The sequence below is a fragment of the Micromonospora sp. NPDC047465 genome, assembly GCF_040643125.1.
Classification (GTDB): domain Bacteria; phylum Actinomycetota; class Actinomycetes; order Mycobacteriales; family Micromonosporaceae; genus Micromonospora.
On sequence record NZ_JBEYTP010000043.1, the window covers coordinates 21,259 to 40,341 of the forward strand.

General features: G+C 75.5%; 17 protein-coding genes, 2 tRNA genes and 2 pseudogenes. 10 read left to right on the top strand and 11 right to left on the bottom strand.

Translation table 11 applies throughout. From position 1 onward, the window contains the following. Positions 1-61 precede the first annotated feature (61 nt). Positions 62-772 (bottom strand): SOS response-associated peptidase, encoded by a 711-nt coding sequence (locus tag ABZ793_RS28450; RefSeq protein WP_357462367.1) that lies wholly within the window; start codon positions 770-772, stop codon positions 62-64. 101 nt (positions 773-873) lie between these two features. Between ABZ793_RS28450 and aroA the strand changes: the two genes are divergently transcribed. From aroA to ABZ793_RS28470, 4 genes and pseudogenes are all read left to right on the top strand, one after another. Beyond that, on the top strand, positions 874-2,175 hold the full coding sequence (gene aroA / locus ABZ793_RS28455; RefSeq protein ID WP_357462370.1) for a 3-phosphoshikimate 1-carboxyvinyltransferase: 1,302 nt from the start codon (positions 874-876) through the stop codon (positions 2,173-2,175). Continuing rightward, positions 2,145-3,281: a ribosome small subunit-dependent GTPase A gene (locus ABZ793_RS28460; protein WP_357462373.1), complete on the top strand. Its 1,137-nt coding sequence runs from the start codon at positions 2,145-2,147 to the stop codon at positions 3,279-3,281. The genes aroA and ABZ793_RS28460 overlap by 31 nt, the downstream gene beginning before the upstream one ends. A gap of 28 nt (positions 3,282-3,309) precedes the next feature. After that, the gene (hisN, locus tag ABZ793_RS28465; protein ID WP_357462375.1) at positions 3,310-4,128 is read left to right on the top strand and encodes a histidinol-phosphatase; all 819 of its coding nucleotides are present in this window, start codon (positions 3,310-3,312) and stop codon (positions 4,126-4,128) included. Positions 4,129-4,187: 59 nt separating this feature from the next. Next, a pseudogene (locus ABZ793_RS28470) lies at positions 4,188-5,113 on the top strand (hypothetical protein). Here ABZ793_RS28470 and ABZ793_RS28475 read toward each other — a convergent pair. Then, a complete protein-coding gene (locus ABZ793_RS28475; RefSeq protein ID WP_357462377.1) occupies positions 5,068-6,267 on the bottom strand; it encodes a glycosyltransferase in 1,200 nt (399 codons plus the stop codon). The pseudogene ABZ793_RS28470 and the gene ABZ793_RS28475 sit on opposite strands and share 46 nt — an antisense overlap. A 213-nt stretch (positions 6,268-6,480) precedes the next feature. Here ABZ793_RS28475 and ABZ793_RS28480 point away from each other — a divergent pair, with 213 nt between their 5' ends. From ABZ793_RS28480 to ABZ793_RS28490, 3 genes are all read left to right on the top strand, one after another. Then, entirely contained in the window at positions 6,481-7,479 is a 999-nt protein-coding gene (locus ABZ793_RS28480; RefSeq protein WP_357462379.1) for an SDR family oxidoreductase, read from the top strand. 59 nt (positions 7,480-7,538) lie between these two features. Beyond that, positions 7,539-8,264, top strand: coding sequence for an ATP-binding protein (locus ABZ793_RS28485; protein WP_350703794.1), 726 nt, complete (start codon positions 7,539-7,541; stop codon positions 8,262-8,264). A 104-nt stretch (positions 8,265-8,368) separates the two neighbouring features. Beyond that, entirely contained in the window at positions 8,369-8,941 is a 573-nt protein-coding gene (locus ABZ793_RS28490; RefSeq protein WP_357462381.1) for a DUF5709 domain-containing protein, read from the top strand. 63 nt (positions 8,942-9,004) lie between these two features. Here the strand turns inward: ABZ793_RS28490 and ABZ793_RS28495 are convergent, their stop codons facing one another. Together ABZ793_RS28495 and ABZ793_RS28500 are read right to left on the bottom strand one after the other, a co-directional pair. After that, entirely contained in the window at positions 9,005-9,670 is a 666-nt protein-coding gene (locus ABZ793_RS28495) for a response regulator transcription factor (protein ID WP_350703797.1), read from the bottom strand. A 42-nt stretch (positions 9,671-9,712) separates the two neighbouring features. Continuing rightward, complete coding sequence (locus ABZ793_RS28500) at positions 9,713-10,855, bottom strand: DUF5931 domain-containing protein (RefSeq protein ID WP_357462383.1); 1,143 nt, start codon at positions 10,853-10,855, stop codon at positions 9,713-9,715. Between the two features lie 120 nt (positions 10,856-10,975). Between ABZ793_RS28500 and ABZ793_RS28505 the strand changes: the two genes are divergently transcribed. Then, a complete protein-coding gene (locus tag ABZ793_RS28505) occupies positions 10,976-11,443 on the top strand; it encodes an ATP-binding protein (protein WP_357462385.1) in 468 nt (155 codons plus the stop codon). Between the two features lie 130 nt (positions 11,444-11,573). On the opposite strand, the gene ABZ793_RS28510 is transcribed toward ABZ793_RS28505, so the two are convergent. Beyond that, the gene (locus ABZ793_RS28510) at positions 11,574-12,512 is read right to left on the bottom strand and encodes a ribose-phosphate pyrophosphokinase (protein WP_357462388.1); all 939 of its coding nucleotides are present in this window, start codon (positions 12,510-12,512) and stop codon (positions 11,574-11,576) included. A 91-nt stretch (positions 12,513-12,603) separates the two neighbouring features. Here ABZ793_RS28510 and glpK point away from each other — a divergent pair, with 91 nt between their 5' ends. After that, positions 12,604-14,088: a glycerol kinase GlpK gene (gene glpK / locus ABZ793_RS28515; RefSeq protein ID WP_357462390.1), complete on the top strand. Its 1,485-nt coding sequence runs from the start codon at positions 12,604-12,606 to the stop codon at positions 14,086-14,088. An 86-nt stretch (positions 14,089-14,174) separates the two neighbouring features. Here glpK and ABZ793_RS28520 read toward each other — a convergent pair whose 3' ends face one another. Further along, positions 14,175-15,008: a phosphoribosylaminoimidazolesuccinocarboxamide synthase gene (locus ABZ793_RS28520; RefSeq protein ID WP_357462393.1), complete on the bottom strand. Its 834-nt coding sequence runs from the start codon at positions 15,006-15,008 to the stop codon at positions 14,175-14,177. A gap of 166 nt (positions 15,009-15,174) precedes the next feature. Between ABZ793_RS28520 and ABZ793_RS28525 the strand changes: the two genes are divergently transcribed. Continuing rightward, positions 15,175-16,506 carry an extracellular solute-binding protein gene (locus tag ABZ793_RS28525; protein ID WP_357462396.1) on the top strand — a complete coding sequence of 444 codons (1,332 nt, stop codon included), beginning with the start codon at positions 15,175-15,177 and terminating at the stop codon, positions 16,504-16,506. A 31-nt stretch (positions 16,507-16,537) separates the two neighbouring features. Here ABZ793_RS28525 and ABZ793_RS28530 read toward each other — a convergent pair whose 3' ends face one another. The 5 genes and pseudogenes from ABZ793_RS28530 to ABZ793_RS28550 form a co-directional block, all read right to left on the bottom strand. Beyond that, complete coding sequence (locus ABZ793_RS28530; protein ID WP_357462398.1) at positions 16,538-16,786, bottom strand: hypothetical protein; 249 nt, start codon at positions 16,784-16,786, stop codon at positions 16,538-16,540. Between the two features lie 172 nt (positions 16,787-16,958). After that, positions 16,959-17,032 (bottom strand) — tRNA-Met (locus tag ABZ793_RS28535). A gap of 280 nt (positions 17,033-17,312) precedes the next feature. Continuing rightward, a tRNA-Met gene (locus ABZ793_RS28540) sits at positions 17,313-17,389 on the bottom strand. Positions 17,390-17,582: 193 nt separating this feature from the next. Further along, a complete protein-coding gene (locus ABZ793_RS28545; RefSeq protein WP_357462401.1) occupies positions 17,583-18,443 on the bottom strand; it encodes a hypothetical protein in 861 nt (286 codons plus the stop codon). Then, positions 18,433-18,942, bottom strand: a pseudogene (locus ABZ793_RS28550) (SigE family RNA polymerase sigma factor). The gene ABZ793_RS28545 and the pseudogene ABZ793_RS28550 overlap by 11 nt, the downstream one beginning before the upstream one ends. Between the last annotated feature and the right edge of the window lie 141 nt (positions 18,943-19,083).

Consider the following 19,083-nt stretch of genomic DNA (forward strand, 5'->3'; position numbering starts at 1 on the left):
CGAGCGGGCGACGTTTCGCCCGCAACTCTGGCAAATCACGCCCGACAATGTGCCGCCGCTGTCAGAAAAGCGTCACTTCCTCCGGCGCGGTGACGCGGGCGAGCGGCACCCTGGCGGTCAGCTCCGGCCCGTCGTTGCGCACGTTGCCCACCGCCGGCCCCACCGGACGGATCTCGAGCCGCGCCAGCCAGTCGAGCGGGGGCGGGGCGAGCAGTCCCGCCGGCTCGTCGGTGGCCGCCAGCCACGACCCCCACCGCGGCCGGGGCAGCAGCAGCGGCATGCGCTCGTGCACCTCGGCCAACTCGCCGAGCGCGGCGGTGGTCAGCACGCTGCACGTCAGCAGCGGGCCGTCGGGCCCCTCCCAGACCGACCAGATGCCGGCGAAGGCGAGCACGGAGCCGTCCAGCGGGGTCATGTAGTACGCCTGCCTGCCCCCGCCGGGCGAGCGGACCCACTCGTACCAGCCGTCGGCCGGGACGAGGCAGCGGCGGCGGGCGAACGCGCCGGCGTACGCCCGGCTGGTGGCGACCGTCTCGGCGCGGGCGTTGATCATGCGGGCGGCGCCGGCGGGCGACCGGGACCAGGCCGGCACCAGCCCCCAGCGCCCGACCGACAGCGCGCGGTGGCCCTCCGGGCTGACCCGCACCAGCGGTACCGGGTCGGTGGGCGCGACGTTGTGGTCGGGGCCGAGCCGGCCGCCGGTCTCGTCGTGGGACTCGAACAGCGCACTCAGGTCGCCCGCGCTCCGGGTCGTCGCGTACCTCCCGCACATGCCGCACACGCTAACCCGCCGGGCGTCGCCCGGCTGTCCCGCTGGCCGGGAGCCGGGACGGTGCCCGGCGTCATCCCCGGCGGACACGGCAGAATGTAACCGTGGGGAACCTGACCGCGACCCGGCCGCCGCAGCCGTGGACCGCTCCGACCGCCTCCGACCCGGTCACGGCCACGCTGCGCCTGCCCGGCTCCAAGTCGATGACCGCCCGCGCCCTGGTGCTGAGCGCGCTGGCCAGCGGTCCCTCGACGCTGGCCGGGCCGCTGCGCGCCCGGGACACCGAGCTGATGGCCGCCGGGCTGCGTGCGCTGGGCGCGCACATGTCGATCAGCGACGACGAGCGCTGGCTGGTCCGGCCGCACCCGCTGGTCGGCCCCGCGCACGTCGACGTCGGCCTGGCCGGCACGGTGATGCGCTTCGTCCCGCCCGTGGCCGGCCTGGCCGACGGGCGGATCACCTTCGACGGCGACCCGCAGGCCCGCACCCGGCCGCTCGGCCCGCTGATCGGCGCGCTGCGCTCCCTCGGCGTACGCGTGGACGCCCCCGCCACCGGCAGCCTGCCGCTGACCGTGCTCGGCGGCGGGCGGGTGGCCGGCGGCGAGGTGGTGATCGACGCCTCGGCCTCCAGCCAGCTCGTCTCCGGGCTGCTGCTGGCCGCCCCGCGCTTCGACCGGGGCGTGGTGGTCCGGCACGTGGGTCCCCCGGTCCCCTCCGCGCCGCACCTGCGGATGACGGTGCAGATGCTCCGGGCCGCCGGCGCGGCCGTCGACGACAGCACCCCCGACGTCTGGGTCGTCGAGCCGGGCCCGCTGGCCGGGCGCGGCTGGGAGATCGAGCCGGACCTGTCGGGCGCGGTGCCGTTCTTCGCCGCGGCCCTGGTCACCGGCGGCGAGGTGACCCTCCAGGGCTGGCCGCGCAGCAGCGCGCAGCCGGTGGAGCAGCTCCGCTCGCTGCTGCACCGGATGGGCGGCGAGGTGAGCCTCTCCACCGCCGGGCTGACCGTCCGGGGCACCGGCACGGTGCACGGCCTGGACGCCGACCTCTCCGACGTCAGCGAGCTGACGCCCGCGCTGACCGCGCTGGCCATGCTCGCCGACTCGCCGTCCCGGTTCACGGGCGTCGGTCACATCCGGGGCCACGAGACCGACCGGCTGACCGCGCTGGCGCGGGAGTTCGCCGCGCTCGGCGCGGACATCACGGAGTCCCCCGACGGGCTGGAGATCCGGCCCCGGCCGCTGCGCGGCGGGGTGTTCGAGACCTACCACGACCACCGGATGGCGCACGCGGCGGCGGTGGCCGGCCTGGCCGTGCCGGGCATCGAGCTGAGCGACGTGGCGTGTACCTCGAAGACCATGCCCGAGTTCCCGGCACTATGGTCGGCGATGGTGACCGGCAAGAGCTGACACGACGGGGGGCGGTCCTGGCGACCAGACGGCGGGAGTACGACGAGGACGACGTCCGGGTACGACCCGGGAAGTCGTCGCGCCCACGTACGCGCACCCGGCCCCGGCACGCGGACGCCGTCGACGGCTTCGTGATCGCCGTCGACCGGGGCCGCTACACGTGCGTGCTGCCCGACGCGGAGCCGGACGCGCCCACGGTCACCGCCATGCGGGCCCGGGAGCTGGGCCGCAAGTCGGTGGTGGTCGGCGACCGGGTCGGCCTGGTCGGGGACACCTCCGGCGCGGCCGGGGCGCTGGCCCGGATCGTCCGGATCGCCGAGCGGACGTCGGTGCTGCGGCGCACCGCGGAGGACGACGCGACCACCGCCGAGGGGCGGCTGGAGCGGGTGGTGGTGGCCAACGCCGACCAGTTGGTGATCGTCAGCGCGCTGGCCGACCCGCCGCCGCGCACCGGGTTCATCGACCGCTGCCTGGTGGCCGCGTACGACGCCGACATCGAGCCGCTGCTCTGCCTGACCAAGGCCGACCTGGCCGGCCCCGAGGGGGTGCTCGGCTACTACGCCGAACTGGAGCTGCCGTACGTGCTGATCCGGCCGGACTCCGACCTCGACGCCCTGCGCAGCCTGCTCGCCGGCCGGATCTCCGTTATGGTGGGGCACTCCGGGGTGGGCAAGTCGACGCTGGTCAACCGGCTGGTGCCGGACGCCGCGCGGGCGGTCGGCACGGTCAGCGCGATCGGCCGGGGCCGGCACACCTCCACGAGCGCGGTGGCGCTTCGGCTGCCCCGGCTGCCCGGGGATGCGGCGCACGGCGGGGACGCCGCCGCGCCACGACCCGGAGCCGCCGCCGGCTGGATCATCGACACCCCGGGGGTACGCAGCTTCGGGCTGGCACACGTCTCCGCCGACAGCCTGCTGCACGGCTTCCCCGACCTGGTGGAGGGCACGGTCGACTGCCCCGCCAACTGCCCGCACACGCCGGAGGCTCCCGGCTGTGGGCTGGACGCCTGGGTGGCGGCCGGCAAGGCGGACCCGCGCCGGCTGGCCTCGTACCGCCGGCTGCTCGCCTCCCGGGCGGGCGAGGGCGACCCGCCCGCCGGGGCGTGAGGCCCGGGCCGTCGGTAGGTTGGGGCACGTGACCGGGTACGCCGACGACCTCGCCCTCGCCCACCTGCTCGCCGACGCCGCCGACGCCGTCTCCACGGCCCGGTTCCGGGCGCTCGACCTGCGGGTCGACGCGAAGCCCGACCTGACCCCCGTCTCCGACGCGGACACCGCCGTGGAGCGGGAGATCCGGGCGCTGCTGGCCGCGCACCGGCCGGCCGACGGCCTGCTCGGCGAGGAGTACGGCGAACAGCCGGCCAGCGGCCCGGACGGCCGGCGCTGGGTGGTCGACCCGATCGACGGCACGAAGAACTTCATCCGCGGCGTGCCCGTCTGGGCCACCCTGATCGCGCTGCTGGAGGGGGACCGCCCGGTCGCCGGCCTGGTCTCCGCGCCGGCCCTCGGCCGCCGCTGGTGGGCCGCGCTCGGCGAGGGCGCGTACGCGGGGCCGGACGCCGCCGGCGGCGCACCCATCCGGGTCTCCGGCGTCCGGGACCTGGCGGACGCGAGCTTCTGCTACTCGTCCCTCACCGGGTGGGAGTCCGCCGGCCGGCTGGACGCGATGCTCCAGCTCATGCGGGACACCTGGCGCAGCCGGGCGTACGGCGACTTCTACGGCTACATGCTGCTCGCCGAGGGCGCGCTGGACGTGATGGTGGAGCCGGAACTGTCGCTGTGGGACGTCGCCGCGCTGGTGCCGATCGTCACCGAGGCGGGCGGGACGTTCACCGACCTGGCCGGCCGGCCCGCGCCCTCGGGCGACGCCGGCGCCGAGAACAGCGCCGTGGCCAGCAACGGCCCGCTGCACGCCGACATCCTCGCCCGGCTGGGTCGGCCAGCCGAGCACTGACCTCCGGCAACCTCTATCCTCGCCAGGTGGTCTCCTCCGGGTGGTGCTTCCTCGCGGCGATGATCGTCGCGTACGGCGTCGCCAACCTGCTCCAGTCGGTGGCCGCCGCCCGCACCACCGTCCATCACACCTTCGACCCGGGGCTGCTGCTGCGGCTGGCCGGGCACCGCACCTACCTGGTCGGGCTGGCGTGTCAGGTGGCCGGGTTCGTGCTGGCCTTCCTGGCCCGGCGGGACCTGCCGCTCTTCCTCGTGCAGTCCAGCGTCGCGGCCGGGCTCGGGGTCACCGCCCTGCTCGGCGTGCTGGTCCTGAAGTGGCGGTTGCCGGCGGCCGAGGTGGCCCTGCTGGTGCTGCTCTTCGCCGGGATCTCCGCGCTGGTGCTCTCCGCCCGGCCCGCGCCGTCCAAGCCGCTCGGCACCGCCGGCATGATCACCCTGGCGGTGGTGCTCGGCGTGATCGCGGTGCTCGGCTTCTTCGCCGTACGCCTGCACGGGGCGCCGGGCTCGGTGGCGCTCGGCTCGCTGGCCGGGCTGGCGTTCTCCGCCGCCGCGGTGGCCGCCCGACCGCTGGCCTCGGCCTCCACGGCGGAGGCGCTCGTCCGGGACCCGCTGCTCTACCTGCTGATCGCGCACTCGATCGTCGGCCAGCTCCTGCTCGGCCTGGCCATGCAGCGCGGCTCGACCACGGCCGCCGTGGCCGCGATGGACGCCGCCGGGGCGGTGCCCGCCGCGATCGTCGGCCTGCTGCTGCTCAACGACAAGATCTGGCCCGGCCGGGAGTGGCTCGCCGCGGCCGGGTTCCTGGTCACCCTCGCCTCGGTCATCGGCCTCACCCGGTACGCCGAACCCCAGCACCACCACGCGGTGGCCGGGGCACGGGACCGGGCCGTGGTCGGCGTCGGCCGCCCGCTCTGAGGCACGGGGCCGGCGGGGCGCTCCCTCAGGCCGCCTCGACCGGCTTGCGGCGGCGCACCACCCGCTCGTAGAGCCGCTCCAGCGCGCCCGCCGTCCGCTCCCAGGTGTAACTGCACCGCACCCGGTCGACGGCGGCGTGCCCGTACGCGAACCGCCCGGCGTTGTCGGAGAGCAGCCGGCGCAGGGTCACGCCGAGGACGCGCACGTCGCCCGGCGGCACCAGCCGCCCGGTGACCTCGTCGACCACCGCGTCGGCGATCCCGCCCATGGCGTAGCCGACCACCGGCACGCCGCAGGCCATCGCCTCCAGCGACACCCGCCCGGCGGACGAGTAGTGCGGGGTGCAGGCGACCACGTCGGCCGAGCGGTACCAGGTGGCCATCTGCTCGTGCGGCACCGCGCCCACCAGCATCACCTGGTCGGCCACCCCGTTCCGCTCGGCCAGCTCGCGCAGGCGGCGGGCCTCGGCGTGGCCGGCGAGCTGCTCGGCGGGCGGGCCGCCGGCGATCACCAGCTCGGCGTCGCCGACGAGCCGCATGGCCCGGATCAGGTCCTCCTGGCCGTGCCCGGCCGACAGTCCGACGGAGAGGATCCGGGCCCGCTGGTCGCGGGGCGCGGCCTCGCCGTCGGGGTGGAACTGCTCGGTGTCGACGCCGGCCGGCACCATCGCCACGGAGGCGCGTTGCAGCCCCATCCGGGTCAGCTCGTCGACCTCGTCGTTGCACTGGGCGACCGCGATGTCCACCGCCCGGGTCAGCGCCCGCTCCAGCGGGATCCGCTCGCCCGGGCCGTCGTACTGGCGGCCGAGGTGGCGCAGTTGCTCGACACCGAGGGAGTGGAAGGTCTGCACCACCGCGATGTCGGTCTCGCGCACCGCGTGCGCCGCGGCCAGTCCGCCGATCCAGTAGTGCCCGTGCACCACCTCCGGCTGCCAGTCGCCGGCCCACCGGTCGGCCAGCCAGGTGCCGAACTCGGCCACGAGGGGGACCAGCTCGGCGGTGGGGATCGGGGCGGCCGGGCCGACGGGCACCCGCTCCACCCGGTAGCCGTCGACCGTCGCCGTGTCCGGCAGGCCCGGATCGTCGCGCCGTTCGTACACCCGGACGTCGTGGCCCCGCGCGGCCAGTTCGGCGGCGACCCTCGCGATGTGCTGGTGGGTGCCGACGGTCGGAGCGTCGGCACGCCTGGGCGGGCCGGCGTGCGCGCAGACGAGGCCGACGCGCATGGGTCACCTCCATGCGATCTTCTCGAGCGGTGGTCCTCGGTCAGAGGGTCCCATTAACCAGACCCCCGGGAGCCGAAACCTGGCAGATCGGGAAGAGCCCGGCGGGTGCTTGCGCGACGGCAAGCGTCGCGGCCGGGTCACGTGTCACCCACCGACCGTCATCCGACCCACAATCGGCCGCATGACCCCTGCCAGCCGGGGTACCGCCCAGGAATGCCTCTCACCCGCAGCCTCGCCGACGCCACCGTGGTGCTCACCGGCGCCTCCAGCGGGATCGGGACGGCCACGGCGTACGCCCTCGCCCGTCGCGGCACCGCCGTCGTGCTGGCCGCCCGCAGCGAGCCGGCCCTCGGGCGGGTCGCGCAGCGGTGCCGGGAACTGGGCGGGCGGGCGCTGGTCGTGCCGACCGACGTGACCGACCCGGCGGCCGTCGAGCGGCTCGCCGCCCGCGCGGTGGCCGAGTTCGGCCGGATCGACGGGTGGGTCAACAACGCCGCGGTCAGCGCGGTCGGGCTCTTCGACGAGATCCCGGTGGAGGAGTTCCGTCGGGTGCTGGAGGTGAACCTGCTCGGCGCCGCGTACGGCACCCGGGCCGCCCTGCCCCACCTCGGCGCGGCGGGGGGCGGGGTGCTGGTCAACAACGCCTCGGTGCTGGCCGAGGTGGCGATGCCCTACCAGTCGGCGTACAACGCGACGAAGCACGGCATCCGCGGCCTGGCCGACACGGTCCGCCAGGAGCTGCGGGTCACGGGGCGGGGCAACATCTCGATCTGCACGGTGCTGCCGGCCACCATCGACACCCCGTTCTTCCGGCACGCCGCCAACCACAGCGGGCGGGAACTGGTGCCGCCGCCCCCGGTCTACCCGCCGGAGGTGGTGGCGGAGACGATCGTCCGGATGCTGCGCCGGCCGCGGCGCGAGGCGTACGCCGGCGGGGCCGCCCGGCTGATCGGACTGCAGTGGCGGGTCGCCCCGGCGCTGGCCGAACGGGCGCTCGGCTGGTACACCCACCGCACCCAGTTCGGACCGGCCCCGCGGCTCGACAGCACCGGCAACGTCTTCCAGGCCGACGCGGCGGCGCGGCGCGACGGCGGCTGGCACGGCCGGCGACGGCACCTGCTGCGGATGACCGCCGCCTTCGGGCTGGCGGCGGCGGGAACGGCCGTCGGGACGGTGGCGGCGATGGCCCGCCGAGCGCGGACGGACCGCTGATGCGCCGGGCCGAGCGGAGCGGTGCGGGGCCCGGCCCGGGAGGGCACAATGGGACGATCATGCCGACCGACGTGCGCTGCCGGGTAGAGACGGACGAGTCGTCCGGAGTGGTCCGGCTGACCGGCGTCCTCGACCGGCTTGAGGTCGGCACGGTGCGCGCCGGGCTGCTCGCCCGGCTCTGCGCCCGACCCGGCCCGGTGGTGGCCGACCTGACCGGCCTGGCGATGCCCGATCCGGCCGCCCGGGGCGTCTTCGCGGAGGTGCGCCGGGAGGTCCTCGACTGGCCCGCCGCCGACCTGCTCCTCTGCGACCCGACCACCACCGTCGACGGCGCGCCGGCCTGGCCGACCCTGGAGGGGGCGATGGCCGGGCTGGCCGCCGCGCCGATGGCCGCGGTGGTCAGCGCCGACTTCCCACCCGCCGTGGAGGCCGCCCGACAGGCCCGGCACCTCGTCACCGAGGGCTGCCGCCGCTGGGGGCTGGACGAGCTGGCCGAGCCGGGGTGCATCGCGGTCACCGAACTGGTCGGCAACGTGGTCGCCCACGCGCACACCGCGATGACGGTGCGGCTGGCGCCCCGGGACGACACCCTGCACCTCGCCGTGCGCGACCACTCGTCGCGGCAGCCGGCCTTCGCCGGGCCGGCGCCGGTGGACACCGTCGGCGGGCGCGGCCTGCTGCTGATCGACACCGTCGCCCGCCGCTGGGGCAGCAGCCGGGTGCCGGACGGCAAGGTGGTCTGGTGCGTCCTGTACGCCGCGGACGAGGCCGGCCTCGGCGGCTGACCGCCGCCCCGATCCTCCCCGTCCGTCCCGGAACGCGACGCTTCCGCCCGGATGGCCACGCCCGGCACCGGTTACGCCGGGAGGGCAGTGGGTAGTGGTCAGCCATGCGCGACGACCAGTACCCGACCCCCGTGTCCGACCCCGAGGCGGAGGGCCTGCCCGACACCGCCGACGACGACTCGACCGCCAACGACGACGTCCTGACCGGGCGCGAGGCGGACGGACCGGAGCCGGCGCAGCTACCCGCCGACCGGACGCCGGTGGCGGTGGACCGGTACGGGACCACCGCCGAGGAGCAGCTCGACGGCGAGTCGCTGGACTACAAGCTCGACCGGGAGCAGCGCGAACGCCCGGCCGACGACCCGCTGGCCGGCCCCGTCGACCCGGACATCGCCGCCGAGGCCGACAGCGAGGAGGCCGCGGCGCAGGCCCAGCTCGACGCGGACGTGATCGACCCGGGGCCCACCTCCGACCCGGACTCGCCGGTCTCCCTCTACGACCACGGCAAGCTCGGCACCACCGCCGACGCCCAGGTCGGCCGGCTCGTCGAACCGGACGAGGGGGCGCACACCGACCAGGAGACCGACTCGGTCGCGTACGACGCCGGGTCGGCCGGCGGCGGGGCGAGCGCCGAGGAGTTGGCCATCCACGAGACGCGCCCGCCGCACTCGGTCTGAGGCGGCGCAGGGCTGTCGGAGCGTCCAGCTTTCACACCACGTCCAGTGCGCGGTCCGGCAGCCTCAGTCGTCCAGGCCCCGCTCGATCGCGTACCGGGTCAGCTCGACCCGGTTGTGCAGTTGGAGCTTGCCCAGCGTGTTCTGCACGTGGTTCTGCACCGTACGGTGCGACAGTCCGAGCCGGTCGGCGATCTGCTTGTAGGACATCCCCTTGGCCACCAGGCGCAGCACCTCGGTCTCCCGGTCGGTGAGCCGGGGCGCCGGGTCCCGGCCCGCCGTCGGGGCGGCCCCGGCCGGGGCGGCGGCCAGCCGGCGGTACTCGCCGAGGACCAGGCCGGCCAGGCCGGGCGTGAAGACCGGCTCCCCCGCCGCCGTCCGGCGCACGGCGTCCAGGAACTCGGCCGGGGCGGCCGACTTCACCAGGTAGCCCGTGGCGCCCGCCTTCACCGCGTCCAGCACGCTCTGCTGCTCGCCGCTGGCCGACAGCATCAGCACCCGCACCTCCGGCAGCGCGGCGCGCAGCCCACGGATCACCTCCACCCCGGAGACGTCCGGCAGTTGCAGGTCGAGCACCACCACGTCGGGCCGGGCGGCGGCGGCCACCCGGACGGCCTGCCGGCCCTCGCCGCTGGTGGCGACGACGACGTGGCCGGCCTCGGTGAGGTCCCGGGCCACCCCTTCCCGCCACATCGGGTGGTCGTCGACCACCATCACGCGCACACCCGTCATGAGCCCATCTTCGTCCGCGACCCGCGGGGCGGGCAGACCGGCTCACTCCCCGCGCGCACCGTCGCTCCCCCTCGGGACGGTCAGTTCCACCTCGGTACCGGCACCGGGCGCGGAGGTGATCCGCACCGTGCCGCCGAGGTCGGCGAGGCGGCCCCGGATGGACCGCGCGACGCCGAGCCGCCCCTCGGCGGCGGCCTCGGCCAGGCGGCCGTTCGGGAACCCCGGCCCCTCGTCGCGGACGGAGACCGTCACCGTCGCCCCCTCGTCCTCGATCAGCACCCAGGCCCGCCCGTCCGCGTGCCGGGCGACGTTGTCCAGCGCGGCGGCGGTCGCGGCCGCCAGCTCGTGGGCCACCGGCCGGGGCAGCGGCACCGGGGTGGCCGGCGCGGACAGCGAGACCGCCGCCGAGGCGTACCGGCCGACCAGCGCCCGCAGGTCCACCGGCCCGCCGTCGGTGTCGGCGCCGGCCGGCGCGGTGCCGGCGATCAGGGCGCGCAGCGCGGCCTCCTGCTCCCCGGCGAGCCGGGCCAGCTCGCCGGCCTCGCCGTCCAGGTGGGCGCCGCGCCGCTGCACCAGGGCGAGCACCTGGAGGACGCCGTCGTGGATGTCCCGGGCCAGCCGCTCCCGCTCCCGGGTCGCCGCCTCCAGCTCCACCGCCCGGTGCAGGCGCTCCTCGGCGGTCACCGCCAGCCGGGCGACGTGCCCGACGACGACCCCGGCGAGCAGCAGCAGGATCACCCCGGTGAGCGAGGACTGGCCGATCCGTTCGCGGGTGACGAGGTCCGCCGCGCCGACCGCCAGGGCGGCCACCGTGCCCCGACGCCGCCCGCCGGAGACGGCCCAGGCGAGCACCGGGCCGGCCAGCCAGGCCACCGCCAGGGTCGGCACCCCGGCGGCGAGCGCCGCGCGCCCGACCACCCACGGGCTGACCAGCAGGATGCCGAGGACGACCGCGAGGTCCGCGGCGAGCAGCGGCCAGCCCCGCCGGGCCGGGCGGGCGTAGCCGACGGCGGTCACCCCGGTCCAGGCCGCCATCAGCAGGACCACGCCGACGGCCGCCAGGGGGTGGGCGTACCGGTCGAAGTGCCGCAGCGCCAGCACGCAGACGTACGCCAGGGAGGCCACCCGGAAAACGGCGATGGCCCGCCAGAGCGGGACCTCGAATCCACTGGGCGGCGTCGGCACGGTCGTCACGATGCCACAGCCCGCGCGGCGGCCGACGGGCTGGCGGATGCACGCCGGGAAGCGCTGGCGTACGGTGGGAATTCCGCAACAAGTTCTGTGATCCGCTGTCGGGACGGGGCCATGACGAGTGCAGAATCCCCGGTACCGCGTACGGTTGTGCCCATCGAACCTTCCCTCCTGATCGCCGAGGCCTTCGACCAGGCCCAGGTGACCGAGTTGCGGCACTCGGTCACTTCCTGCGCGCACACTGCGGGGCTGGCCGGCCAGCGCCTGGACGACTTCGTGCTGGCGGTCAACGAGCTGATCACGAACGCGGTCCGGCACGGCGGGGGCCGGGGCTCGCTGCGACTGTGGCGGCAGTCGGGGCTGCTCGTCTGCGAGGTCGCCGACCACGGCGGGGGGATCAGCACGCAGCGGCTCGGCGACCGGGCCCGCCCCGCACCGGACACCGCCGGCGGGTGGGGCCTCTGGTTGGCCCGGGAGTTGAGCGACAGCATGGAGGTCGAGACCGGCGCCGCCGGCACGACCGTACGGATCAGCGCCGCCGTCGGCACCCCCGAACACATCGGCCGCCACCGCCGCGACTGACCTCCCCTCCCTCCCCCAACTCCGGGGATCTTGCACTGTCGGCCCACGAACTGGGCGCCGTGCCCGGTTCGCCGGGGCCAGCAGCAGTGCAGGATCACGGGAGCGGGGAGGGGCGGGAGCGGGCGAGGGGTCAGGAGAAGAGGGCGCTGACGGACTCGCCGTTGTGGATGCGGCGCATCGCCTCGGCGAGCGCCGGAGCCACCGAGAGGACCGCCAGCTTCGGCACCCGCTTGTCGGCCGGGATCGGCACGGTGTTGGTGCAGACGATCTCCAGCACGCCCTCCTGCTCGCTGAGCCGCTGGAGCGCGCCGCTGGAGAAGAGGCCGTGCGTGCAGGCCAGCCGGATCGAGCGGACCTTCCGCTCGCGCAGGTGCTCCATCAGCTCGATCACCGTGCTGCCCTTGGCGATCTCGTCGTCCAGCACGATCACGTCCCGGTCGGCCACGTCGCCGATCACCGCGCTGATCTTGACCCGGTCGTCGCTGAACCGCTGCTTCGCCCCGGCCGCCACCGGCGTGCCGAGCCGGCGGGCGAACGCCGCGGCCTCCTTGGCGTTGCCCAGGTCCGGCGAGACCACCACCGTGTTGCTCAGGTCGTAGCGGGTGAAGTGGGCGGCCAGCTCGCGCAGCGCGTGCAGGTGGTCGACCGGCACGCTGAAGAAGCCGTGCACCTGGGGCGAGTGCAGGGTCATCGCCAGCACCCGGTCCGCCCCCGCCGAGGTGAGCAGGTCGGCCACGAGCCGCCCGCCGATGGAGATGCGCGGCGCGTCCTTCTTGTCCGACCGGGCGTACGCGTAGTGCGGCAGCACCACGGTGATCCGGCCGGCGGAGGCGCCCCGGGCCGCGTCGATCATGAGCAGCAGCTCGACCAGGTTCTCCTGCACGGGCGGGACCAGCGGCTGGATCAGGAAGACGTCGCGCTCCCGGCAGTTGGCCTGCAACTGCACTTCCAGGCAGTCGTTGGCGAACCGGGACACCCGCACCGGGTACAGGGGCACACCGAGGTGGGCGCAGATCTCGGCGGCGAGGTCGGGATGGGCGGTACCACTGAAAACGGCGATGTCACGCACGTCCGCACATCGTACGGACGGCACCCGGACCGGGCTCCGATCGGGGCCGCGCCGGTCGGCGGAGCGCGGCCGGTCCGGGTACGGTGCTGCCGTGACCCCCCAGTACGTCGCCGCCATCGACCAGGGCACCACCTCCTCGCGGTGCATCGTCTTCGACCGGGCCGGGGAGATCGTCTCCGTGGCGCAGCGGGAGCACCGGCAGGTCTTCCCCCGGCCCGGCTGGGTGGAGCACGACGCCGAGGAGATCTGGGACAACGTGGAGCTGGTGGTCCGGGAGGCGTTGCGGGCCGCCGGGACCGACGCCGCCGGGCTCGCCGCCGTGGGCATCACCAACCAGCGGGAGACCACCCTCGTCTGGGACCGGGCCACCGGGCGGCCGGTGGCCAACGCGATCGTCTGGCAGGACACCCGCACCGGGCCGCTGCTGCGCGAGCTGGCGCAGGCGTACGGCGAGGAGTGGTTCCGCTCCCGCACCGGCCTGCCGCTGGCCACCTACTTCGCCGGGCCGAAGCTGCGCTGGCTGCTGGACCACGTCGACGGGCTGCGCGAGCGCGCCGAGGCCGGCGAGGTGCTGTTCGGCACGATGGACAGCTGGCTGGTCTGGAAGCTGACCGGCCGGCACGTGACCGACGTGACCAACGCCAGCCGCACCATGCTGATGGACCTGACCACCCTCGACTGGGACCCGGAGCTGCTCGACGCGATGGGCGTGCCGGCCGCCGTGCTGCCGGAGCTCCGCAGCTCCGCCGAGGTCTACGGGGAGGCGACCGGGGTGCTGGCCGGGGTGCCGGTGGCCAGCGCGCTCGGCGACCAGCAGGCCGCCCTGTTCGGGCAGACCTGCTTCCAGCCGGGCGAGGCGAAGTGCACCTACGGCACCGGCAGCTTCCTGCTGCTCAACACCGGCGCCAGCCCGGTCCCCTCCGCCCACGGCCTGCTCACCACGGTCGCCTACCGCATCGACGGCCAGCCCGCCGCGTACGCGCTGGAGGGGGCGATCGCGGTCACCGGCTCGCTGGTGCAGTGGCTGCGGGACAACCTCGGGCTGATCTCCACCGCCGGCGAGGTGGAGGAGCTGGCGGGCACCGTCGACGACAACGGCGGCTGCTACGTCGTACCGGCCTTCTCCGGCCTGTTCGCCCCGCACTGGCGCAACGACGCGCGCGGGGTGATCGCCGGGCTGACCGGCTACATCACCAAGGGGCACCTGGCCCGGGCCGTGCTGGAGGCGTCGGCCTGGCAGACCCGCGAGGTGGTCGACGCGATGAACGCCGACTCCGACGTGGCGCTGCGCCGGCTCCGGGTCGACGGCGGCATGACCGCCAACGGGCTGCTGATGCAGTTCCTCGCCGACGTGCTCGACGTGCCGGTGGTCCGCTCCCGGATCACCGAGACCACCTGCCTCGGCGCCGCGTACGCGGCCGGCCTTGCGGTCGGCTTCTGGCCGGACCTGGCGACGCTGCGCGCCCAGTGGCGCTCCGACGCGCAGTGGGAGTCGACCATGGCTGCGGCCCACCGCGAGCGCGAGCTGCGCAACTGGCGCAAGGCCGTCGAGCGCACCCTCGACTGGGTCGACTGACGACACCGACCGGGCTCGTCGCGGCGCCCGCACCTCCGCCCCAGGAAAGTCCGTGGGGTGGCCGAGGTGCTGCACCGGTCGGGAAATCAGCCCCAGCGGTTGCCGGTGAGCTTCTCGTAGACGTCGACGTAGCGGGCCCGGGTCGCCTCGACCACCTCGGCCGGCACCTCGGGCGCCGGGGCCTGCTTGTCCCAGCCGCTCTCCACCGCCCAGTCCCGGACGTACTGCTTGTCGTAGGAGAACTGCGCCCGGCCCGGCTGGTACGACTCGGCCGGCCAGAACCGGGACGAGTCGGAGGTGAGCAGCTCGTCGCCGATTGTCAGGGTGCCGTCCGGCGCCCAGCCCAGCTCGATCTTGGTGTCGGCGACCAGGATGCCCCGGTCGGCGGCCAGCTCGGCGCCCCGGCGGTAGAGGTCGATGGTGATCTGGCGCAGCCGCTCGGCGGTCTCGGCGCCGACCTTGTCCACCACCTCGGCGAAGGTGATCGGCTCGTCGTGCTCCCCCACCGGCGCCTTGGTCGACGGGGTGAAGATCGGCTCGGGCAGGATGGACGCCTCGACCAGGCCGCGCGGCAGCTCCACGCCGGAGACGGCACCGGTGCGCTGGTACTCCTTGAGGCCGCCGCCGGTCAGGTAGCCCCGGGCGACGCACTCCACGGGCACCATCTCCAGCCGCCGGCAGCGGATCGCCCGGCCGGCGAACTCGGCCGGCACGTCGGTGGCGGAGATGACGTGGTTCGGCACCACGTCGGAGAGCTGCTCGAACCACCACAGGGACAGCGCGGTGAGCAACTTGCCCTTGTCGGGGATCGGCGTCGGCAGCACCACGTCGTAGATCGAGATGCGGTCGGAGGCGACCAGGATCAGGTCGTCGCCGTCGGCGTAGACGTCCCGTACCTTGCCCGAGTGCAGAAGTTCCACGCGGCCTAGTACACCACGCGACCTGCGTACGGCCTCCGGCGGTGGCGGACGGCATCGATGCCGACGACAGCGGGTGCGGCGGTGTGGCCGGACGGACGTTGACACCCTCCCGTACCGCCTGCGTGAATGATCCGGCCGCCGCCCACCCGGTCCACCAGGAGACTCCGTGCCCGCTCCCCGCTCCCCGCTGCCCCGTCACGGGGCGGACCCGGGCCGGCGGCGGGTGCTCGCCGCGCTGCTGGGGGCGCCGGTGCTCGCCGCCGGCGGGCTCACCGGGTGCAGCGAGGAGCGGGCGGCCCCGACGGAGAGCGGCCCGGTCGAGCTGTCGGTCTTCTGGTACGGCGGGGCGAGGCGGGCCGCGCTCACCGAGCAGGTGCTGCGGCTCTACACGGACCGCAACCCCCACGTCGGCTTCCGGATCACCTGGCAGGGCGTCGACGGCTACTACGACCGGCTGGCCACCCAGGCCGCGGGCGGCAACGTGCCCGACCTGATCCAGGTCGACGACAGCATGCTCGCCGAGTACGCCCGCCGCGAGATCGTCCTGGACCTCACCGGGTACGTCGCCGACCACCGGCTGGACCTGCGGAGCCTGCCGCCGGGCCTGGTCCGTTACGGGCAGGTCGACGGGCGGACGGTGGGCGTCGCGGCGGGGCAGACCGCCGCCGCGCTGGTCCACAACCGCACGCTGCTGCGCCGGCTGGGCGTGCCCGAGCCGGGCGACGGGATGACCTGGCCGGAGTACGTCGCCTGGGCGCGGCGGGTCACCCGGGCCAGCGAGGGCCGGGTGGCCGGCACGATGGACGCCTCCGGCGACTACCGCGCGTTCTGGCACTGGCTGCGCGGCCAGGGCGGCGAGCTCTACCGGGGCCGGCAGCTCGGCTTCGACGCCGACGCGCTGGTCGAGTGGTTCGAGCTGTGGCGGCGCGCCCGGTCCGACCGGGCCACCCCGAGTGCCGCCCTGGTCGAGCAGGCCGACAGCGGCGAACCAGGCCGACAGCTGGTGGTCACCGGCGCCGCGGCCGCCTCCTTCGCCTGGTCACACCAGCTTCCGGAGCTCCAGCGGCTCACCGGCGCCGAGCTCGGCCTGGCCGCCCTGCCCGGCCCGCCGGAGGCGCAGTGGGCGCGGGCGTCGATGTTCTGGGCCGGCTTCCGCGGCACTCGGCATCCCGTCGTGGTGGCGGACGTGATCAACTTCCTGACCGGCAACGGCGAGGTGGGCGCGGTGCTCGGTCACGAACGGGGGCTCAGCCCCAGCCTCGCCGTTCGCCGCTACGTGGAGGGCAGCATCACCGACCCGGCGCAGAAGCGCGCGGCGGCGTTCGGCACCGCGCTGGACGACCGGTTGGGGCCGGCGCCCAGCCCGCCACCGCAGGGCCATCCCCGGGTGCGCACGCTGCTGCTGGAGGCCGCCGAGAGCATCCGCAGCGGGGCGGCCGGCAGCCGGGCGGCGACGTCGCGCTTCATGGCCAGGGCGGAAGCCGCCCTGGCCGGATAGCGGGCCGTCCGGCAGGCGCGACCCGTCCGGCTCAGCGCCGTGGGCCGCCGCGCCGGTTGCGCATCATCCGCAGCACCAGGAAGACGATCACGGCGACCACCACGAGGCAGCAGAGCAGGCTGAGGAAGCCGAAGCCGCCACCCCGGCGTCGCCGCGCGGCCTCCACCACCAGCTCACCCGTGCCGGTGGACGCCCAGGCCGCGACGGGCACGAACACCGACAGCACGACGGCACCGAGGACAGCGCTGAGCCGACCCCACCACTTACCGAAGGAAGACATGCTGACATCCTCGCCGACAACCGCAACCCTGGCACGCCAGTCGGCGGGCAACCCGCCCACAGGATCCGGACCGGCGCGTCGGGCCCGGAGACGCCGAAAGACCCCGGAGCTGCCGAAAGACCCGGAAACGCCGGAAGACCCCGGAGATCGTCTCCGGGGTCTTCCGCGAGAGTAGCGGGGACAGGATTTGAACCTGCGACCTCTGGGTTATGAGCCCAGCGAGCTACCGAGCTGCTCCACCCCGCGTCGGCTCGTTTACTCTATCGCATCCCTCGCCCCGATGATCAGCGGGCCCCCGATCCCGCCCGGATTCCCCTCCCGGGCCGCGCCACCGAGGCAGCCGGGGACGCGTGCCCCGCAGGGCCAAGACCGGCGGAGGCTCCGGGTCGCGTCCGCCGCTGGCGGCACGGCCGACCCGACTCGGACCGCATCCCGGTCGTCGCCTCCGCCGGAGGCGGCCCGGAGCCCGGTTCCTGCCCGAGAACGCGGAACGGCCCCGAGGATTTCCCTCGGGGCCGTTCCGACGTGGTAGCGGGGACAGGATTTGAACCTGCGACCTCTGGGTTATGAGCCCAGCGAGCTACCGAGCTGCTCCACCCCGCGTCGGCTCGTATACCGTATCTCACCACCCCCGGCCGCCGCAAAACGACCCGCGAGCGGGGCGGTCCGGGCCGCGGCGCCGCCGCCCGGACCGCCGTACGGCTCAACCCAGCCAGTCCTCGATCGCGTCGACCGCCCGCCGGCTGTCGGCGTCGACCTGGGACCGCTCGGCGGAGGTGCCCTCCCAGCCCTGTTCTCAGAGCACGGTCACCACGTTCCCGACCCGGATCGCCCGGATCAGCCGGAGCTCCTCGCCGCCCGTCGGCTCGCCCTCGACGTCCCGACCCGGCGTCCGGATCTCGAACAGCACCGAGTCGTCGCCGAATCCGCCGTCGGCCAGCAGCCGCACCCGGGACGTCGACGGGTTGCCGCCGCTCACGCCCGGCTGCTCGGGGCAGGCTCGCACCGCCGCCCGCAGCTCGCGGAGGAAGTCGTCGGCCCGGCCCGGACGGTAGACCGTGACGCTGTGCGCGTAGCTGCCGTCGGGGACGTACCCCTGCGGGGTGCGGGGCAGCTTGTAGGCGAGGTTCCGGGTGCGGCGCTGCACGATCCCGGCGTCGCTGCCGTACCGGACGTCGCAGAGCCCCGGCAGCGCCGCCGTGTCGCGGAAGACCGGGTCGATGCCCGTCCGGTTCGCGGCCGCCTGGACGAAGAAGGCCCGGTCCGGGACCGAGGTGGGCGTACGCGGCGGCGGGGCGCCGGTGCTCCCCGCCGTCGTCGCGGGCGTGCCCCTCGCCGGGGGCGTGCCCGTCACCGATGGCGCGCCGGTCGGCGTGCCCGTCGCCGCCGAGGACGGGGACGGGGTGGGCGCCGGGGCGGTCGCCGGCGGTGCCGGGGTGCCGGCGGGCGGCGGGAGGGGGGTGGCGTCCCCGGCCAGCACCAGCCGGGTGCCGGTCGCCAGCCCGCCGGCCAGCAGTGCCGTCGCGAGCGCGGCACCGGTGATCCGGACCCGGGCCCGCCGGTCGGCGCGCCGCCGCACCTGCTGAGGGGCGGCCAGGGTGCGGCCGTCGGCGTCCTCGGCGAGCGACCGGTAGAGATCGGACAGTTCACGCGACATCGTTCGCCTCCAGATCCTCGACGGACCGGTCCGGCAGCAGCGTGGCCAGCCGGGCCCGCCCCCGCGCCAACCAGGACTTCACTGTGCCGGTGGGCACCTGCGTCTCCCGGGCGATGTCCTGCACCGACATGTCGAAGAGGTAGTGCAGGGCGAGCGCCTGCCGCTGGGCGGCCGGCAGTTGGCGCAGCGCGCCCACCAGCAGCACGCCCTCCTCGCCCGGCGGCGGCACCTACTCCGGCGGCCCCGTACGGCTCAGCATCGCGCGCCAGCCGTGCAGCCGGCGCCACCGGTCGGTGGCCAGCCGCGCGACCACGAGCCGCAGCCAGGCCTCCGGCGCCGGGTGGGTGGTCAGCCGGCCCCACTGCCGCCAGGCCCGGGCGTACGCCTCCTGCACGAGGTCCTGCGCCTCGGTGTGGTCGCCCACCACGGCGTAGCCGTAGCGGAGCATCCGCCGCGAGGTGCTCCGGTAGAACTCGTCGAAGCTTGTTGCGTCCCTCATCTCCCGACCACGCTCCCCCGGCCGTTCCCGCCTCTTGCAGGGAAGACGGCGTCAGGAGGGGGCGGGTTGCGGGGGTCCGGCCGCCGGTCGGGAAAGCGACAGCGCCCCCGGTGCCGGGGACCGGATCGGTCCACGGGCCGG

Coding starts and splice junctions, on each gene's coding strand:
- ABZ793_RS28460 (WP_357462373.1), top strand. CDS start 2,145: ATGGTCGGCGATGGTGACCGGCAAGAGCTGACACGACGGGGGGCGGTC.
- ABZ793_RS28485 (WP_350703794.1), top strand. CDS start 7,539: ATGCCGACCGACGTGCGCTGCCGGGTAGAGACGGACGAGTCGTCCGGA.
- ABZ793_RS28495 (WP_350703797.1), bottom strand. CDS start 9,670: ATGACGGGTGTGCGCGTGATGGTGGTCGACGACCACCCGATGTGGCGG.
- ABZ793_RS28450 (WP_357462367.1), bottom strand. CDS start 772: ATGTGCGGGAGGTACGCGACGACCCGGAGCGCGGGCGACCTGAGTGCG.
- ABZ793_RS28480 (WP_357462379.1), top strand. CDS start 6,481: ATGCCTCTCACCCGCAGCCTCGCCGACGCCACCGTGGTGCTCACCGGC.
- ABZ793_RS28490 (WP_357462381.1), top strand. CDS start 8,369: ATGCGCGACGACCAGTACCCGACCCCCGTGTCCGACCCCGAGGCGGAG.
- ABZ793_RS28530 (WP_357462398.1), bottom strand. CDS start 16,786: ATGTCTTCCTTCGGTAAGTGGTGGGGTCGGCTCAGCGCTGTCCTCGGT.
- ABZ793_RS28505 (WP_357462385.1), top strand. CDS start 10,976: ATGACGAGTGCAGAATCCCCGGTACCGCGTACGGTTGTGCCCATCGAA.
- ABZ793_RS28545 (WP_357462401.1), bottom strand. CDS start 18,443: ATGTCGCGTGAACTGTCCGATCTCTACCGGTCGCTCGCCGAGGACGCC.
- ABZ793_RS28475 (WP_357462377.1), bottom strand. CDS start 6,267: ATGCGCGTCGGCCTCGTCTGCGCGCACGCCGGCCCGCCCAGGCGTGCC.